A 15,902-nucleotide genomic window follows, 5' to 3' on the forward strand; every position below is an offset into this window, starting at 1 on the left:
TTTACAACAATTTAAATGAACAAACAATACGATTTAATAACCTACGGAAGATCATCCATCGATCTTTATTCAGCCAACATTGGAGCACCATTTGTCGACATTAAACAATTCAACTCGTATGTTGGTGGTTCTCCGCTTAATATTGCAGTGGGCGCAAGAAGGCTCGGATTAAATTCGGCTTTGCTTACTGGCGTTGGTGAAGATCAGATTGGCGATTATTTGTTGAACTTCCTCAACAAAGAAGGAGTAGAAACCACTTTGATTCCACGTAAGTCGGGAGCCCGTACCAGTGCAGTGGTGCTGGGAATTGAGCCACCCGACAATTTTCCACTGGTTTACTACCGGGATAATTGTGCCGATTCAAAAGTGAATATCGATGATGTGATAAATGCTAACATTGGCTCGTGCCGCATTTTCGAAATTTCGGCTACTGCACTCAACATAGAGCCAACACGGTCTGCCGGATTCTTCGCTGCAGAAGAAGCGGTGAAGAACAATGTTCCCATTCTTATTGACCTTGATTTCAGAGCTGACCAATGGCACGATCCACGTTCGTTCGGGGTCACCGTCAGGGCTTTTCTGAAAAATTGCACCATCGCACTGGGTACCGAAGAAGAAATTCTGGCAACCATGTTAAGTGATCCCAATCAAATAAGAATAAAAAACCAACAAATTTCAGCTCCAGAAATAAATGGCAATGTGGAAGAGGCCATACAAAAAATTATGGCTTTGGGACTTGAAGCTTTGGTTGTAAAGCGTGGAGAGAAAGGTTCATCCGTTTTCTTGAAAGATGGAACAGTGATTGACATTCCGGGATTTCCTGTTGAAGTTGTAAATGTGCTGGGAGCTGGCGATGCCTTTGCCAGTGGTTTCATTTACGGCTATCTGAATAATTGGGACTGGTACAAGTGCTGCCGGATGGGGAATGCTTGCGGAGCCATTCTGGTTACAAAAGAGGGATGCTCCAATTTCAGTCCAAGGTATGATGAAGTAATGGCATTTGTTGATCAACATGGAGGGCTTTGATATGGAAACAAGACGAAGAACAGTAGGCCAGGCTTTAATCAAATACCTTTCACAGCAATACGTGGAACGTGATGGGTTTGAACAACCTTTTTTTGAAGGTTGTCTGGGAATTTTTGGACACGGAAACGTGGCCGGAATTGGTCAGGCATTAATGCAGTATCCCGATTTCAAATACATCATGACGCGTAACGAACAGGCTTCGGTGCATATTGCCATAGCCTATGCAAAAATGAAGAACCGTTTGGGCGCCTTTGCCTGTACATCTTCCATTGGCCCGGGCGCAACCAACATGCTTACCGGGGCAGCATGTGCCACCATCAATCGTATGCCCGTACTCTTATTACCAGGCGATATTTTTGCCACACGTCAGGTTGCTCCGGTTTTACAGCAACTCGAATCGGCGTGGTCACAAGATATTTCAGTAAACGATGCATTCAAGCCTGTTTCCAAATACTGGGATCGCATCAATCGGCCTGAGCAATTGATTACTGCATTGCCTGAGGTAATGCGAGTGCTTACTTCACCTGCTGAAACGGGTGCTGTTACTTTGGCGATTCCGCAGGATGTGCAGGCAGAAGCCTTCGATTTTCCTGAAAAAATGTTTCAGAAGAAAGTATGGACAATTGCCCGTACTCGCCCCGATTTGTCTTTATTAAGGAAAGCTGTTGAATTGATCAGAAGGGCCAAACATCCGGTGATTATTGCCGGCGGTGGAGTACTGTATAGCGAGGCAACTGATGTGCTTACTGCATTTATTAATCAGACAGGAATTCCTGTTGCAGAAACATTTGCTGGTAAGGGATCATTAACTTATGACCATCCACTGAACCTTGGAGCCATTGGTGCCACAGGAACACCGGGAGCGAATGAAATTACCAACAATGCAGATTTGGTCATTGGTATTGGAACCCGGTACAGCGATTTTACCACAGCGTCTAAAACAGCGTTTCAGCATAACGATGTGAAGTTTATCAACATTAATGTTGCTGAATTCGACTCCTTTAAACATGGGGCCTTGCCATTAACCGCCGACGCAAAAGTAACCCTTAAAGAACTTCAGGAAATGTTACCGGGATTCAGCGTTGACGCTGCTTATTCAGAAAAATGCAAAACACTGAATCAACAATGGGACAAGGTTGTTGCTAAAACCTACAAAGTTCAGGGTGAGCTTCCTGTTCGCCAGGCCGAAGTTGTTGGAGCTGTAAACGATTTCATTAAAAAGCGCGATGTAGTACTTTGCGCTGCAGGTAGTCTTCCCGGCGATTTGCATAAACTGTGGCGTACTTCCGACTCAAAAGGTTTTCATTTGGAATATGGATATTCCACCATGGGTTATGAATGTGCCGCAGGAATTGGTGCTAAAATCGCTGCTCCCGATCGCGAAATTTATGTTATGGTTGGCGATGGCAACTACCTGATGATGAACAACGAAATAGTCACAGCCATTCAGGAGGGAATCAAATATACCATCATATTACTGAATAATAATGGTTTCGAAAGTATTGGCGCACTGTCGCAGTCCTTGGGTGAACAACGCTTTGGAACGAAATATCGCTATCGCGATGCAATGACCGGACAGTTAACCGGCGATCCGATAGTGATAGATTATGCTCAGAATGCACGCAGTTTGGGTGCGTATGTAATTGAGGCTACCAACATCGAATCGTTTAAAGCTGCTTTGAGAGAAGCAAAACGGCAAACCAAAACTACCGTAATTACTATTGAAACGGACTTGTACAAAAGTGTACCCGGATATGCCTGGTGGGACGTTGCTGTTGCACAGGTTTCCGAAATAAATACGGTAAATGAAGCTTATCAAAACTACATGGCAAACAAGAAGAAACAAAAATATTATTTATAGAAGAAGAAAGAGAAAGTATTCTGATGTTGTTCAAGCAGAACAGTAAAAATTAAAAGATGATGAACGAGATATTGAAGAATTATATCAATGGAAAATGGGTGAACAGTGCAGGTAAATCAATCATTCCGGTAATAAATCCTGCAACCGGCAAAGCCATTGTAAAAGTACCTGCGGGAATAAGAGCCGATGTTGACAAAGCGGTCGACGCGGCGGCTAAGGCGTCATATGAATGGCGCAACACACCTGCATCGAGACGGATAAAGTACTTATACAAAATGAAGCAGTTGCTGGAGGATCATACTGACGAAATTGCCGCAATTTGTACCAACGAAAGCGGAAAAACCCTGGCTGAATCGAAGGCAGAAATGGTACGCGCTATTGAGAATATTGAGGTGGCTTGTGGTATTCCTGTTCTGCTTCAGAGCGAATTTTCGGAAGATGTGGCCACCGGTATCGATGAATTTATGATCCGGCAACCTTTAGGAGTTGGTGCGTGCATTACTCCTTTTAATTTCCCGATAATGATTGCATTCTGGTTCATGCCTTATGCTATCGCCTGTGGCAATACCTACATTGTTAAACCATCGGAAAAGGTGCCGGGAACCATGACCCGAATTTTTGAAATTCTTGAACAGCTCAATCTTCCAAAGGGAGTGTTGAACATGGTTCACGGAGGAAAAGAAACAGTTGATGCACTGCTTGAACACCCCGAAGTTCCGGCAATCAGTTTTGTGGGATCAACCGCTGTGGCAAAATATGTTTATGAAAGAGGAACAGCTCATGGGAAAAGAATTCAGGCACAGGGTGGAGCTAAAAACCCAATTGTGGTAATGCCTGATGCCGATGTTGAATCGACTGTCAAGATAATAGCCGACAGCGCCTTTGGATGCGCAGGACAGCGTTGTCTTGCAGCCTCCATAATCGTTACTGTCGGTGAAGCCAAAGAAATTTTCACTGAAAAGCTGATTGAAGCAGCCAAAGCAAAAACAACCGGTTATGGATGTTCAGCGGGAACTGATATGGGACCGGTAATAACCATCGAAAGTAAAAACCGGATTGAAGCAATCATTGAAGAAGGTGTGAACGAAGGCGCAGCATTACTGCTCGATGGAAGAAACATTACAGTAAAAGGTTTCGAAGACGGGTATTTTATCCATCCCACAATTCTTGACAACGTTCAACAAAACAGTGTTCTTCATAAAACCGAAATATTCGGGCCGGTACTCAGCATGATGCACGTTGAAACGCTCGATGAAGCCATTCAGTTGGTGAACGAAGGAGAATACGGTAATTCGGCCTGCATCTTCACCAATAGCGGGGCCGCGGCACGTCAGTTCCGTCACGATGCCATGGCAGGCAATATCGGAGTAAATATTGGAGTGGCTGCGCCCATGGCCTATTTCCCTTTTAGCGGATGGAAACAAAGCTTTTTTGGCGATTTGCACGGACAGTCACGTCATGCTGTTGAGTTTTATACACAAACCAAAGTGGTGATTGAACGCTGGCACAATGAGTGGACCCGTAAATTTTAGTCATGGAATCAACTAACCAAATACATATGATTAGAGTAGCAAATGCACCATGCTCCTGGGGAGTGCTCGAGTTTGAAGAAACTCCCAAACAGGCCGGATTTGAACAGGTGCTTAATGAAATAAAAGAGACAGGATACGAAGGTACAGAGCTGGGCGACTGGGGATTTATGCCTACTAATTCCGGAGAATTGAGAAACGAACTGGTTAAAAGAAAACTGGAAATGCTGGGGGCCTTTGTGCCTGTCTTTTTAAAAGAAAAAGCGTCTCACCTAAATGGAGTAGATACAGCTGTGCGTACAGCAAAGCTTATGGCCGATGCTGGTTACAACAATGCCTTTATTGTGCTGGCCGATGATAACGGTACAATTGAGGAACGAACGAAGAATGCCGGACGAATAAAGCCAGAGATGGGGCTAACCGATGAAGAATGGAAAACTTTTGCGAAAGGTGCTAACCTTATTGCTGCTGAAGTGAAAAAGCAAACAGGGCTTCGTACCGTATTTCATCACCATTGCGGAGGGTACGCTGAAACACCTGATGAAATAGCTAAGTTGATGGAATTAACCGATCCAGAATTGCTGGGTCTGGTTCTCGATATGGGACATTATTGCTTCGGAGGAGGAGATCCGTTATCAGCACTCAAAAAATATATGCATCGCATCTGGCATGTTCATTTCAAAGATTGTGATGCACAAATTGCAGAACAATCAAGAATCGAAGGTTGGGATTATTTCAAGTCGGTAAGTCAGGGGGTTTTCTGCGAATTGGGGAAAGGCTCTGTTGACTTTCCTGCAATTTTAGATGAATTAAAAAAGCAAAATTATCAGGGATGGATTGTAGTTGAACAGGATGTTTTGCCCGGCATGGGAAATCCAAAGCTTTGCGCTAAAAACAATCGTCATTATTTAAGTTCAATTGGTTTGTAAAATATCATGTCTATGAAACAGATGAAAAAATTAAAACTTGGTGTAATCGGTACAGGCCGTATTGGCAAGGTTCATATATCAACCCTGGTTAAAAGCATTCCTCAGGCTGAGGTAATTGCTGTGGCCGATGTAGATGAAGAAAGTGCAAACGAACTGGCACAGCAGTTCGGTATTGGCAAAGTATCTACCAACTACCTCGATATTGTGAATGATTCCAAAGTTGAGGCGGTAGTAATCTGTTCACCTACCAATACGCACGTAAAATACATTATTGATTCAGCAAAAGCAGGGAAACACATTTTCTGTGAGAAGCCGATTGATATTTCCATCGAATTAATTCAGCAGGCCCTCGTTGAGGTGAATAAAATTGGGGTAAAATTAATGGTCGGCTTCAACCGTCGCTTCGATCCCAATTTTATGAAGATCCGAAGCATGGTTGCTGATGGTAAAATTGGTGAACCGCACATTCTTAAAATCACTTCACGCGATCCCGCTCCGCCACCGGCAGAATACAGCGCTGTTTCGGGCGGAATGTTTATGGATATGACCATTCACGATTTCGACATGGCGCGTTATATTGTGGGCAGCGAAGTAGACGAAGTATTTGTAAAAGCGGCTGTTTTGGTCGATGATGAAATCGGAAAGGCTGGTGATGTTGATACGGCAATTATCACTTTAACGTTCAAAAACGGAGCAATTGGTGTAATTGATAACAGCCGTAAAGCAGTTTATGGCTACGACCAGCGCGTTGAAATATTTGGTTCCGAAGGAATGGTAAGTAATGACAATAACTTTCCCGAGAATCACCGTTATTACTCAGTCGACGGAATACATCGTTCACTACCCTTGAACTTTTTCATGGATCGTTATACCGAATCGTATGCCAACGAAATGAAACTTTTCTGCAATGCCGTTCTTAACAATGAAGAAGTTTTAGTTTCGGGTGAAGATGGATTAGTTTCTGTAGCCATTGCCCTGGCGGCTAAAAAATCGTATGAAGAAAACAGACCGGTAAAAATCAGCGAAGTATATTCAGACTGAATAGTCAGTATAAAGTAAGAGTAATTATAATTTCGTAGTTTTAGGCAAAGGAGGGGAGTGATAAGGATAATGATAAGGGTTAATCTTTTATCTTCCCTTTTTTCAGTTTGATATAATAACCGAACCTTTAGAAGAATGAATCGTTCCAGCTTTATATTACTCATCTTTCTACTTTTTATATTTTGGGTTAATGAGGGAGTTTCACAGCCCTGTTATTCCTATATCGACCCTTTCATCGGTTCTGAGGGAAAAGGAAATGTCACAGTTGGCCCATCGGTACCATTTGGCATGGTGAAACCCGGACCTGATATCAACCGGTTTGCCAATAGTGGATATAGCCCCGATACCCTCATGCCTGTTTATGGTTTTAGTCAGGTACATGTTAGCGGAACAGGAGGCGGAGCAAAGTATGGAAACGTTTTACTGATGCCCTATTCCGGTGAATTTAATTCAACTCATCAAACATCGTTACGGAGCAATGAGCAAACCTCTGTTGGTTATTATGGTGTAAAGTTGAAAAAATGGAATATCAACGTGGAATTGACCACTTCTGCAAAAGTAGCCTTTCATAAATACAATTTCAGTACTGGTTCGAAAGGAATTTTGATTGATGCCGGAGCATTTCTTGATGAAGGCGATGCCCCTTTTTCAAGGGAAAATCAGCACCTGGTGGGTTCTGAAATTGAAATCGTATCTGACCATGAAGTACGCGGCTATAACCGTGTACGGGGCGGGTGGAACAATGGGGCGGCTTATACCGTGTATTTTTATGCCGTATTCGACCAGCCTTTTAATGAATACGGAACATGGAAAGGGAATCAGCTGTTTAAGCGCATAAAAGAGCAGGCCGATACCGGAGAAAAAACAGGAGTCTTTCTCTCATTCGACAAAGCGCCATCGGATCAGGTGCAGGTAAAAATTGGAATTTCTTTTCTAAGTTCATTAAAGGCAAAACAAAATATCGAGAATGAAATTCCTCATTGGGATTTCGATAAGGTATTAAACGATTGCCAACAGCAATGGGAAGAACTAATCAGCCGTATCGAAATTGATGAGAGCGCTACTGAAGAGCAAAAAATAATGTTCTATACAGCGCTTTATCATACCATGCTTATGCCGGTTGATCGCACTGGTGAGAACCCTTTGTGGATTTCGGACCAGCCGTATTACGACGATTTTTACGCCATATGGGACACCTACCGCTCATCGCACCCATTATTAACCCTTATTAGCCCGTCGCGCCAGACCGATATTGTAAATGCCCTTTTGGATATTTACAGATATGATGGCTATATGCCAGATGCCCGTAGCGGAAATTACAATGGCCGAACACAGGGAGGCTCCAATGCCGATGTGCTTATTGCCGATGCTTTTGTGAAAGGATTGAAAGGCATCGATTACAAAACAGGTTTACAGGCAATGCTAAAAGATGCCACAGTTCCTCCGGGAGGTAAAGAAGAAAAAGAAGGTCGCGGCGGCTTAGCCGACTATAACACCTTAGGATATATCTCTGACCGTTTCGTACGCGCCGGAAACCGTACCATGGAATATGCCTTTAACGATTATTGCATTGCTACGGTAGCAAAAGGTTTAGGAAATACGAAAGTTTATCAGAAGTATCTGAGACAATCAGGCAACTGGAAGAACCTGTGGCGCGATATAGAAAACCATGGATCCAAAGGTTTCATCATGCCAAAAGATCACAAGGGAAACTGGATCGACACCATTTATTGCAACGGACCAAAAGCAACCGAGGAGTATGTACTTTACAATCCACTGTCAAAAGAATGGCCTGTTTGCGTTTGCTGGTGGTGCGGGTTTTTCTATGAAGGAACATCGTGGGAGTATTCACTCATGGTTCCGCACGATGTGCCAGGTCTGATTGAAAAGTGCGGTGGAAATGAAGCATTCAGGAAACGTCTCGATACTTTCTTCGCTAACGATTATTACAATGTGGCCAATGAACCATCGTTTCTAACTCCGAATTTATACCACTGGATTGGCCGTCCCGATTTAAGCAGCCAACGCATTCGGAAAATAGTCGATGGCAATTACAACAACAGCCGTTCAGGCATTCCTGGGAACGACGATTCCGGTTCCATGTCATCATGGCTGGCCTTTCATATGATGGGTTTGTACCCCAACGCAGGACATTCTTATTACCTGATCAATTCCCCTTATTTTAAGCAAAGCGTAATTCATCAGGAAAACGGGAAAAACTTTGCTATAAAAGCAAAAAATCTAAGCGATATCAATGTATACATTCAGTCTGCCACTCTAAACGGAGAGCCTTATAACAAAGCCTGGCTGGAGCACGGTAATATTATAGCCGGTGGAGAATTAGTTTTTGAAATGGGACCTGAACCTTCCGACTGGGGAACCGAGCTATTGCCACCTGAATAATAACTTAAACATTGAGTTATGAAACTTAGGAACCTGAAAGTAGGTACAAAGCGAACTACTGGCTTTAGCCTGGTTATTGCATTAACCATTGCTGTTTCAAATGCTGGCTATAGAGGAGCAAAAAATCTGACAGATCTTTCTGCCAAAGTTTAGAAAATCGATAGTATTGTTATCCTGGTTTACGATTCTCGCAGGGATGAAAAAGACTTCATGATCAACAAAGATGAGCATAGTAAAAGCCGTCATCAAATGAGAATTGATGGTATAATGAATATTGGACAGAATTACATGGCCATGACCTGCTTCCAGTATCACACTTTCCGTTACACTGAACCACTAAAGGGATAGATTAAACACGCGCTATCCCTTTATTTATGATACATTCATATATTCATTCAAGAATTATAGTTATTCCTGCAAGGACATTTTATTCGCTAACAATGCCTTTGTAAAGCTGGTCGGTATCCAATATATGACTGGTAATCCAGTCTTTGATAAAACCTGCCACTTCGATGGTCAACAGCAAACGACCGCTCTCAAAACGCGTTCTGAAATCAGCGACTTTTTCACAAAACGCAGCGTGTTTTAGTTTGTGCGGTTCAAAATCGGCATAGGAAGCAGCCTGCATCAGTGCTTCCTCGGTAGCAAAGTGCGTTTGTATATAGGCTTCCAGCTCACCAATTACATTTTTCATGGTGCTTTTGTCCGCCCCGCTTTTCAGATTGTTGTAGAAATCGTTGATGAGTTGAAACAGCATTTGGTGCTGTTGATCAATGGTTTTAATTCCTACGCTGTATTCTTCTTTCCATTTAACAAAAATCATAAGCCTGATGATTAAAATTTACCATCCTATAGTACTCCTTTTTAATAGCTTTTCCAAGCACCTCCGGCTTCTTGTAAAACTGTATGGGAACATTTGATAATTTAAGAAAATTGAGCTATATCCTGCAAGTTCACCCGTCTAATCAAAATCGATTTATTTCACTCATTTTTTATTCAACCGGAATTTGTAGCTTTAAAGAGAAAAAATTCGAGCAATATGCAATCTTCAGTTAAAAACCTGCAATACTATAAGTTTAGTGCTTACGGTTTTTTAAAAAACCTGCGTTTTTTTGAAGCCTTTCTTATACTGTATCTTCTCGAAAAAGGAATGAGTTATTCACAAATCGGTATCATGTATGCCGTTCGGGAAGTGGCATTGAACCTTCTCGAAATCCCCTCAGGACTAATGGCAGACACCTGGGGGCGGAAACGAACGCTGGCAGGGTCATTTCTGTTTTACATTGCTTCCTTTCTAGTTTTTTATTTTTCATCCAGCTTTGTGCCCCTGCTTTTGGCATTTGCTCTTTTTGGACTGGCCGATGCCTTCAGAACCGGAACCCATAAAGGAATGATGATGGACTATCTGAAAATGAAGGGCTGGGATCAATACAAAACCGCCTATTACGGACACACGCGCGCGTGGTCGCAGCGGGGCATGGCCTTATCGTCGCTTGCAGGTGGAATCATCGTTTTTTATTCAGGAAATTTCCAAAGCATCTTTCTATATGCCACCATTCCCTATTTGATTAACCTCCTCCTACTGCTATCTTATCCCAATGAGCTGAATTACGCTTCAGAAACTCCGGATAAAAAGAAAAAAAGGGAACAACTTATCAATACATTTAAAAATTTTAAGGTCGTACTCAGCCGACCAGCCGTTTTAACCCTCATCAGCAATTCAGCGCTCCATTCCTCATTCCAGAAATCGGTGAAAGATTATATTCAGCCCGTCATGGTTGCAGCCATTGCCACCTTGCCTCTTTTGCCCCAGTTAAATACAAAGGAGCGACACGGGCTCTTTATCGGAAGCATTTATTTCATCATTTATCTTTTCACGTCGGGCGCTTCGCGTATGGCCGGAATCGTGAAGCAAAACAGACAGGGTCGTGCTGCCAATACAACGCTGCTGGCCGGGCTCTTGGCCGGACTTATTTGCGGACTTCTCTTTAACAGCGAATTCTGGTGGTTTGCCCTTGTGGCTTTTGCACTGATTTACATCGTAGAGAACTTCAGAAAGCCAATAATGACGACACTGGTAGCCGATGAAGTTCCCAATAAAATACTGGCCTCGGTACTTTCAGCACAATCGCAGTTAAAAACGGTGTACGCCGTAATTATTTCCTTATTGCTTGGATTTCTGGCCGATTACCAGGGTGTTGGCATAGCGCTAACTATAATTTCAGCAGGCATTGGACTTCTGTTTTTAGGCTTGCAGTTGTTCCGAAAAATTAAGCTGAGCAAGAGCAATTCATGATTTCAAGCTAATCTTCCAGCTCAACTGAATGTGCAGAAAAATACTAGAATTCCTGTTCATTCATTTTATGTACTTTTCCGTTAAATACCAGTGCATTGACTCCCATCCCACGCGCTGCGGCAAGCGCATCTTCGAAAGTATGCACCATAGGCGCTCCCTGCACATTAAACGAGGTATTGATCAGGGCCTTTACCCCATATTTATGATCCAGTACAGTAAGCAGATCAAACAAATAGGGGTTATCGTCACGGAATCCAACAGCCTGAATACGGGCAGTACCATTGGCATGAATCACACCGGCCAGCTTTTCATGATATTCGGGTAGAACATGAAAATCGAGCAGCATGTATTTTGAAAGGGGATGCATGTGCTTAAGTCCTGTAACCTGGCAGGCATTTTTTTCAAGCATCACCGGAGCTACCGGACGATACCATTCACGCTTTTTCATATCGACACTTACCTTTTTAGCCAGTGCCTTCGTTGGAAGCGCCAACAAACTTCGATTTCCAAGTGCACGCGGACCCACTTCCCCATACTCATTACAGGTACCAATAACTGCACCATTCATCAGTAAAAAAGCTGCTTCCTCAACATCCGATTCGGAATAATCGAGCCGATACGCTTCAATTCCCCAGCCATTCAGGTAAGCACTGTGCCGGGTAATATTGTTCCCCTTCATCCATTCGCCAAATGCAGCTGCACCCAGCGCCAATCCGGAGTCTTCGGTGCAGGGCGGAATATAAACATGATCGAAAATACCACTTTCGATGATGGCCGAATTGGTATGAATGTTCAACGCACAACCTCCGGTATAATACAGGTTTTTACAAGAACTCAGGGTGTTTACATCATCGATCTTCATCAAGGTGGCGCGCATAAAAACTTCCTGAATGGTTGCCACGACATCCTGCAAAAAAGTATTGTGCTGATCGAACGATTGCAAATCGATATTAAAGTCGGCTTTAGCCCGCTCGAAGAATACCGATCGCTGGCTCCAGCAATCCTCAAACCACTTGTTTTGACGCAGCCAGAATTCAATGTCCTCGTTGTAATTGCCCAGGGCTGCATAGCCCATCAGCTTACCCGGCACACTGTTCTGATCCTGCATTTTTGCCCCCATGATCCCAAAGGTGAGTGCATTGGCATTGAAAAGTGAAGTGAGTTGTTTCAGCTCCCAGTGATGCTCCACAGGAATAATTTTTCCCATGCGATACATCCAGGCTGAAAAATTAGAAAGGCTTGCGCCGCCGTCAAAATGAATCAAAAGGCTGTTTTCTTCAAATTCACCAAAGAAAGGAAGACATGAAAACACGTGTGCCAACTCATGGTTTAGCACCCAGGCATTCATTTCGCGCTTAAACCACCAAAGCCGTCCCTGCTCCCATGTTTTTGTCAGGCGTCCCATTAAAGGTGCTTCGAATCTGATTTGCCCATCGCTGCTAATCAACGACCGGCCTACCACATTATCGACAAAAACCACATCGGCCTCACGATCGACCCAGCCGGCCTCGCGCACCAGTGACGTTAAATGCCGATGCATTTTATTATCGCGTTTAATGCGCGAATAACGTTCAAGCTGAAGCATGTTTTCAACTTTTCCTTCATGCATCATCACCAATGAATGATCATGCACATACTGAGGATATGGATGATCGCTTCTGTCCTGAATTCCGTATATTCCTAAAGTGGCCTTACTTTGCTCCATTAAATTAAAAACTGTATAACAACTGAAAAAACAAGCAGCAACCATATGAACCCTTCGGCCCAAAGGCGTCGCCTTGAAAAAAGGAGATAGTTGGTGAATAGAAATGTGAGGGGAATAGCCAGTATTACCAGCAATTCATAGGAAACAAAGGGAAAAATAAGCAATAATAATGAAGCAGCAAAAAACAAAGCCAGTATCTTAAAATAACGTCTGGTACTAATCCCCTTTTCTCCATATTGCTTCAGAATGAAAATACTTGCCAGAATAATAAGGAACAGTAAAAAGAGGAGATATAACTGAAACGGCAATTTAAACAGTATACCGATATCCCGGGTCCGGGTAAACGGGCTTGTAACCAGATCAAACCAGGCTGATACATCACTCCAGATGAAATAAGCCAAAAATGAAAACATCCAGGGAAAGAACAAGCCAACAAAAGGCAGTGTCCATTCTCTCCATTCAGCATTACTGCGCAGAATCAGAATTGCAAAAGGAACCAGTACTACCAATACACTTACTGGCATGTAAAACAAACCGGCCAGTCCCAGCAAAAATCCAGCATCGAAGGCATTGCTGTATGCACGTTGTTTTTCGAACGCGCTAAAAATACTCCGGATGGCCAGCACAACGAATACCGCAGCAAACAATACAGGACTTACAACTTGTAATTCGGGCAGTGCAAATACAATAAGCAGAAAGAGATAGGTTGGAAGAAATGTTGGCTCTTTAACAAAGGCAAAACGAGCATTGATTTGTACCAGCAGAAAACAAAGTGCCATGGCCAGCAAATAAGCAAGTGCCGTATTCAGCGTTGGCTCCATTATCCATTTTCCCAAATTGATCGCAAGTGGCCCGGCAGCGTCCCAAAGCTGCCACTTACTTTGAACCGGATTGATAAAACCGGGTAAAAGCAGCAGGATTCCAAAAACCGGAAACAAGAGAAACTGATAAAAGTTATTGGCTCTGAAAAGCTTAAGCAACATAAGCGTTAAGGTCAACTGGTTTGTGCTGAAAGTTAAACAAAAACGAGCAGAAATGTTTGAAATTTCTGCTCATTCCTATTTCTGTAAAGAAGTCGCACTTATTTCAGATCGAAGCCTAAATCACGTCTGAAGTACTTTCCTTCAAAAACAATTTCGTCGGCATTTCTGTAGGATTGATCAAGTGCATCCTGCATGTTTTTACCATAAGAACTTACGGCAAGCACCCTTCCGCCATTGCTTACCACATCGCCATTAAGGCTGTCGGTCCCTGCATGAAATACAATGCTGCCGTTAACTTTATCCATACCATAAATGGTTTTTCCCTTTTCGTAATGCCCGGGATAACCACCCGAAACCAATACCACCGTTACGGCGGTACGTTCATCAAAAACAAGTTCTTTTTGGTCGAGCTCATTGTTGGCTACTCCTTCGAGCAAGTCGACAAAGTCGCTTTTTACCCTTAGCATCACCGCCTCGGTTTCAGGATCGCCCATTCGCACATTGTATTCAATAACGTAAGGATCGTCGTTTACCTTGATTAAACCCAGAAAGACAAATCCTTTGTAGGCTATCTGATCTTTCTGAAGTCCTTCGATGGTTGGCTTAATGATTCGTTCTTCCACCTTTTGCATGAACTCGCTGCCGGCAAAGGGAACCGGTGAAACAGCACCCATACCTCCGGTATTGAGTCCGGTATCTCCCTCTCCAATACGTTTGTAATCTTTGGCTTCGGGAAGAATTTTGTAATTTATGCCATCCGTAAGTACAAAAACCGACAATTCGATTCCCGACAGAAACTCTTCAATGACCACCTTATTACTGGCTACACCAAACTTACCATCCAGCATTTCACTGAGCTCGGCCATGGCATCATCAAAGCTATCGATAATCAATACTCCTTTGCCGGCAGCCAAACCATCGGCCTTAAGCACATAGGGTGGCTGAAGGGTCTTCATAAACGAAGCCGCCTTGTCTGTCTCTCCTGCGGTAAATGTCTGGTAACGCGCTGTTGGTATCTTATGACGCTCCATGAACTCCTTGGCAAAGTCCTTACTGCCCTCAAGCAGCGCTCCTGCCTTTGATGGTCCAATTACCGGAATGGTGTTCAGATCAGCATCAGCAGCAAAGTAGTCGCTGATTCCTTCTACCAGTGGAACTTCCGGACCAACCAGCACCATGTCGATTTGCTTGCTGATCACTTCCTTTTTTAAACCTTCGAAGTCGGAAACATTTACACTGAGATTAATTCCAAGTGTTTTGGTTCCGGCATTCCCGGGTGCAAAATAAAGTTGTTCAACTTTGGGGCTTTGTTGAATTTTCCATCCCAAAGCATGCTCACGACCACCCGATCCAACGATTAAAATTTTCATGATTAAGAAATATTTTATGCTCCTTTAAGTAACTTATTGATGTTTTCCCGCATGTGCAGTACCCGGTCGAAGAGGTTCGATTTCAGCGGATAAAGTTTCGGGAATTCAATCTTCCGGAAAGAATAACCCTCAAGTGCAAGATCGTCGATTACACGGGGTAATGCTTCGAGAACATTCTTTTCAGCCTTTAGCGAATCGTGAAAAGTAATGATTGAACCATCGCTGACATGTTCCACTACATTTTTGTAACATTGCTCCGGACTTAATTCCGGATCATAATCACAACTAATCACATCCCACATGATCAGCTTGTAGCGTTTCACAATGGCATGATACTGCATGCGCCTCAACAAACCATGTGGCGGACGAAAAAGGTTTGACCCGATTAGTTCGTTCGCCTTTTCAATATTTGAAAGGTACTTTGGGGTACTGTGTTTTATGCCCTGCAGGTGATTGTGGGTATGATTCCCCACACTGTGTCCTTCGGCTTTTATTTGTTTGAAGAGTTCGGGATAACGACCAACGTTTTCACCCACACAAAAGAAGGTCGCTTTAATATCCTTTTCCTTCAGAATTGCAAGCACCTGCGGTGTTACCTCCGGAATCGGGCCATCGTCGAAAGTCAGATAAAGCACTTTCTTACCCGTTGGTATGCGCCAGATGGCTTCGGGGAAAAGCCGGGTAACCCACTCAGGCAACTGAACTTTCAGCTTCTTTAATCGCTCCATTCCTGCTATTTTCGGAGATTTCCTCTTCATC

13 protein-coding genes are annotated in these 15,902 nt (G+C 43.4%); 8 read left to right on the top strand and 5 right to left on the bottom strand.

The genetic code is table 11. The features are described from left to right. Positions 1 to 15 precede the first annotated feature (15 nt). The 7 genes from iolC to FHS86_RS12360 all read left to right on the top strand — a co-directional run bounded on the left by iolC (position 16) and on the right by FHS86_RS12360 (position 8,942). Entirely contained in the window at positions 16 to 1,026 is a 1,011-nt protein-coding gene (gene iolC / locus FHS86_RS12330) for a 5-dehydro-2-deoxygluconokinase (protein ID WP_429413933.1), read from the top strand. A 1-nt stretch (position 1,027) separates the two neighbouring features. Continuing rightward, positions 1,028 to 2,887, top strand: a complete 1,860-nt coding sequence (gene iolD, locus FHS86_RS12335) for a 3D-(3,5/4)-trihydroxycyclohexane-1,2-dione acylhydrolase (decyclizing) (protein WP_429413936.1) — start codon at positions 1,028 to 1,030, stop codon at positions 2,885 to 2,887. A gap of 56 nt (positions 2,888 to 2,943) precedes the next feature. After that, positions 2,944 to 4,419 carry a CoA-acylating methylmalonate-semialdehyde dehydrogenase gene (locus FHS86_RS12340; protein WP_429413939.1) on the top strand — a complete coding sequence of 492 codons (1,476 nt, stop codon included), beginning with the start codon at positions 2,944 to 2,946 and terminating at the stop codon, positions 4,417 to 4,419. Between the two features lie 26 nt (positions 4,420 to 4,445). Then, positions 4,446 to 5,345 carry a sugar phosphate isomerase/epimerase family protein gene (locus FHS86_RS12345; RefSeq protein ID WP_429413942.1) on the top strand — a complete coding sequence of 300 codons (900 nt, stop codon included), beginning with the start codon at positions 4,446 to 4,448 and terminating at the stop codon, positions 5,343 to 5,345. Positions 5,346 to 5,357: 12 nt separating this feature from the next. Further along, a complete protein-coding gene (gene iolG, locus FHS86_RS12350; RefSeq protein WP_429413944.1) occupies positions 5,358 to 6,386 on the top strand; it encodes an inositol 2-dehydrogenase in 1,029 nt (342 codons plus the stop codon). Between the two features lie 135 nt (positions 6,387 to 6,521). Beyond that, complete coding sequence (locus tag FHS86_RS12355) at positions 6,522 to 8,789, top strand: GH92 family glycosyl hydrolase (protein ID WP_429413947.1); 2,268 nt, start codon at positions 6,522 to 6,524, stop codon at positions 8,787 to 8,789. An 18-nt stretch (positions 8,790 to 8,807) separates the two neighbouring features. Beyond that, a complete protein-coding gene (locus FHS86_RS12360; RefSeq protein ID WP_429413949.1) occupies positions 8,808 to 8,942 on the top strand; it encodes a hypothetical protein in 135 nt (44 codons plus the stop codon). A gap of 274 nt (positions 8,943 to 9,216) precedes the next feature. Here FHS86_RS12360 and FHS86_RS12365 read toward each other — a convergent pair whose 3' ends face one another. Further along, positions 9,217 to 9,612 (bottom strand): bacteriohemerythrin, encoded by a 396-nt coding sequence (locus FHS86_RS12365; protein WP_429413952.1) that lies wholly within the window; start codon positions 9,610 to 9,612, stop codon positions 9,217 to 9,219. Positions 9,613 to 9,828: 216 nt separating this feature from the next. On the opposite strand from FHS86_RS12365, the gene FHS86_RS12370 reads away from it, so the two are divergent. After that, complete coding sequence (locus FHS86_RS12370) at positions 9,829 to 11,085, top strand: MFS transporter (RefSeq protein ID WP_429413955.1); 1,257 nt, start codon at positions 9,829 to 9,831, stop codon at positions 11,083 to 11,085. A 43-nt stretch (positions 11,086 to 11,128) separates the two neighbouring features. On the opposite strand, the gene FHS86_RS12375 is transcribed toward FHS86_RS12370, so the two are convergent. The 4 genes from FHS86_RS12375 to FHS86_RS12390 form a co-directional block, all read right to left on the bottom strand. Beyond that, complete coding sequence (locus tag FHS86_RS12375) at positions 11,129 to 12,790, bottom strand: carbamoyltransferase C-terminal domain-containing protein (RefSeq protein WP_429413958.1); 1,662 nt, start codon at positions 12,788 to 12,790, stop codon at positions 11,129 to 11,131. Further along, the gene (locus FHS86_RS12380; RefSeq protein WP_429413961.1) at positions 12,790 to 13,773 is read right to left on the bottom strand and encodes a DUF6427 family protein; all 984 of its coding nucleotides are present in this window, start codon (positions 13,771 to 13,773) and stop codon (positions 12,790 to 12,792) included. Before FHS86_RS12380 ends, FHS86_RS12375 begins: the two co-directional genes overlap by 1 nt. 98 nt (positions 13,774 to 13,871) lie before the next feature. Further along, the gene (purD, locus tag FHS86_RS12385; protein ID WP_429413964.1) at positions 13,872 to 15,143 is read right to left on the bottom strand and encodes a phosphoribosylamine--glycine ligase; all 1,272 of its coding nucleotides are present in this window, start codon (positions 15,141 to 15,143) and stop codon (positions 13,872 to 13,874) included. Between the two features lie 14 nt (positions 15,144 to 15,157). After that, entirely contained in the window at positions 15,158 to 15,871 is a 714-nt protein-coding gene (locus FHS86_RS12390) for a polysaccharide deacetylase family protein (protein WP_429413966.1), read from the bottom strand. Between the last annotated feature and the right edge of the window lie 31 nt (positions 15,872 to 15,902).

The sequence above is a fragment of the Roseimarinus sediminis genome, from assembly GCF_050433125.1.
In the GTDB taxonomy this organism is placed as follows: Bacteria; Bacteroidota; Bacteroidia; order Bacteroidales; family Prolixibacteraceae; genus Roseimarinus; species Roseimarinus sediminis.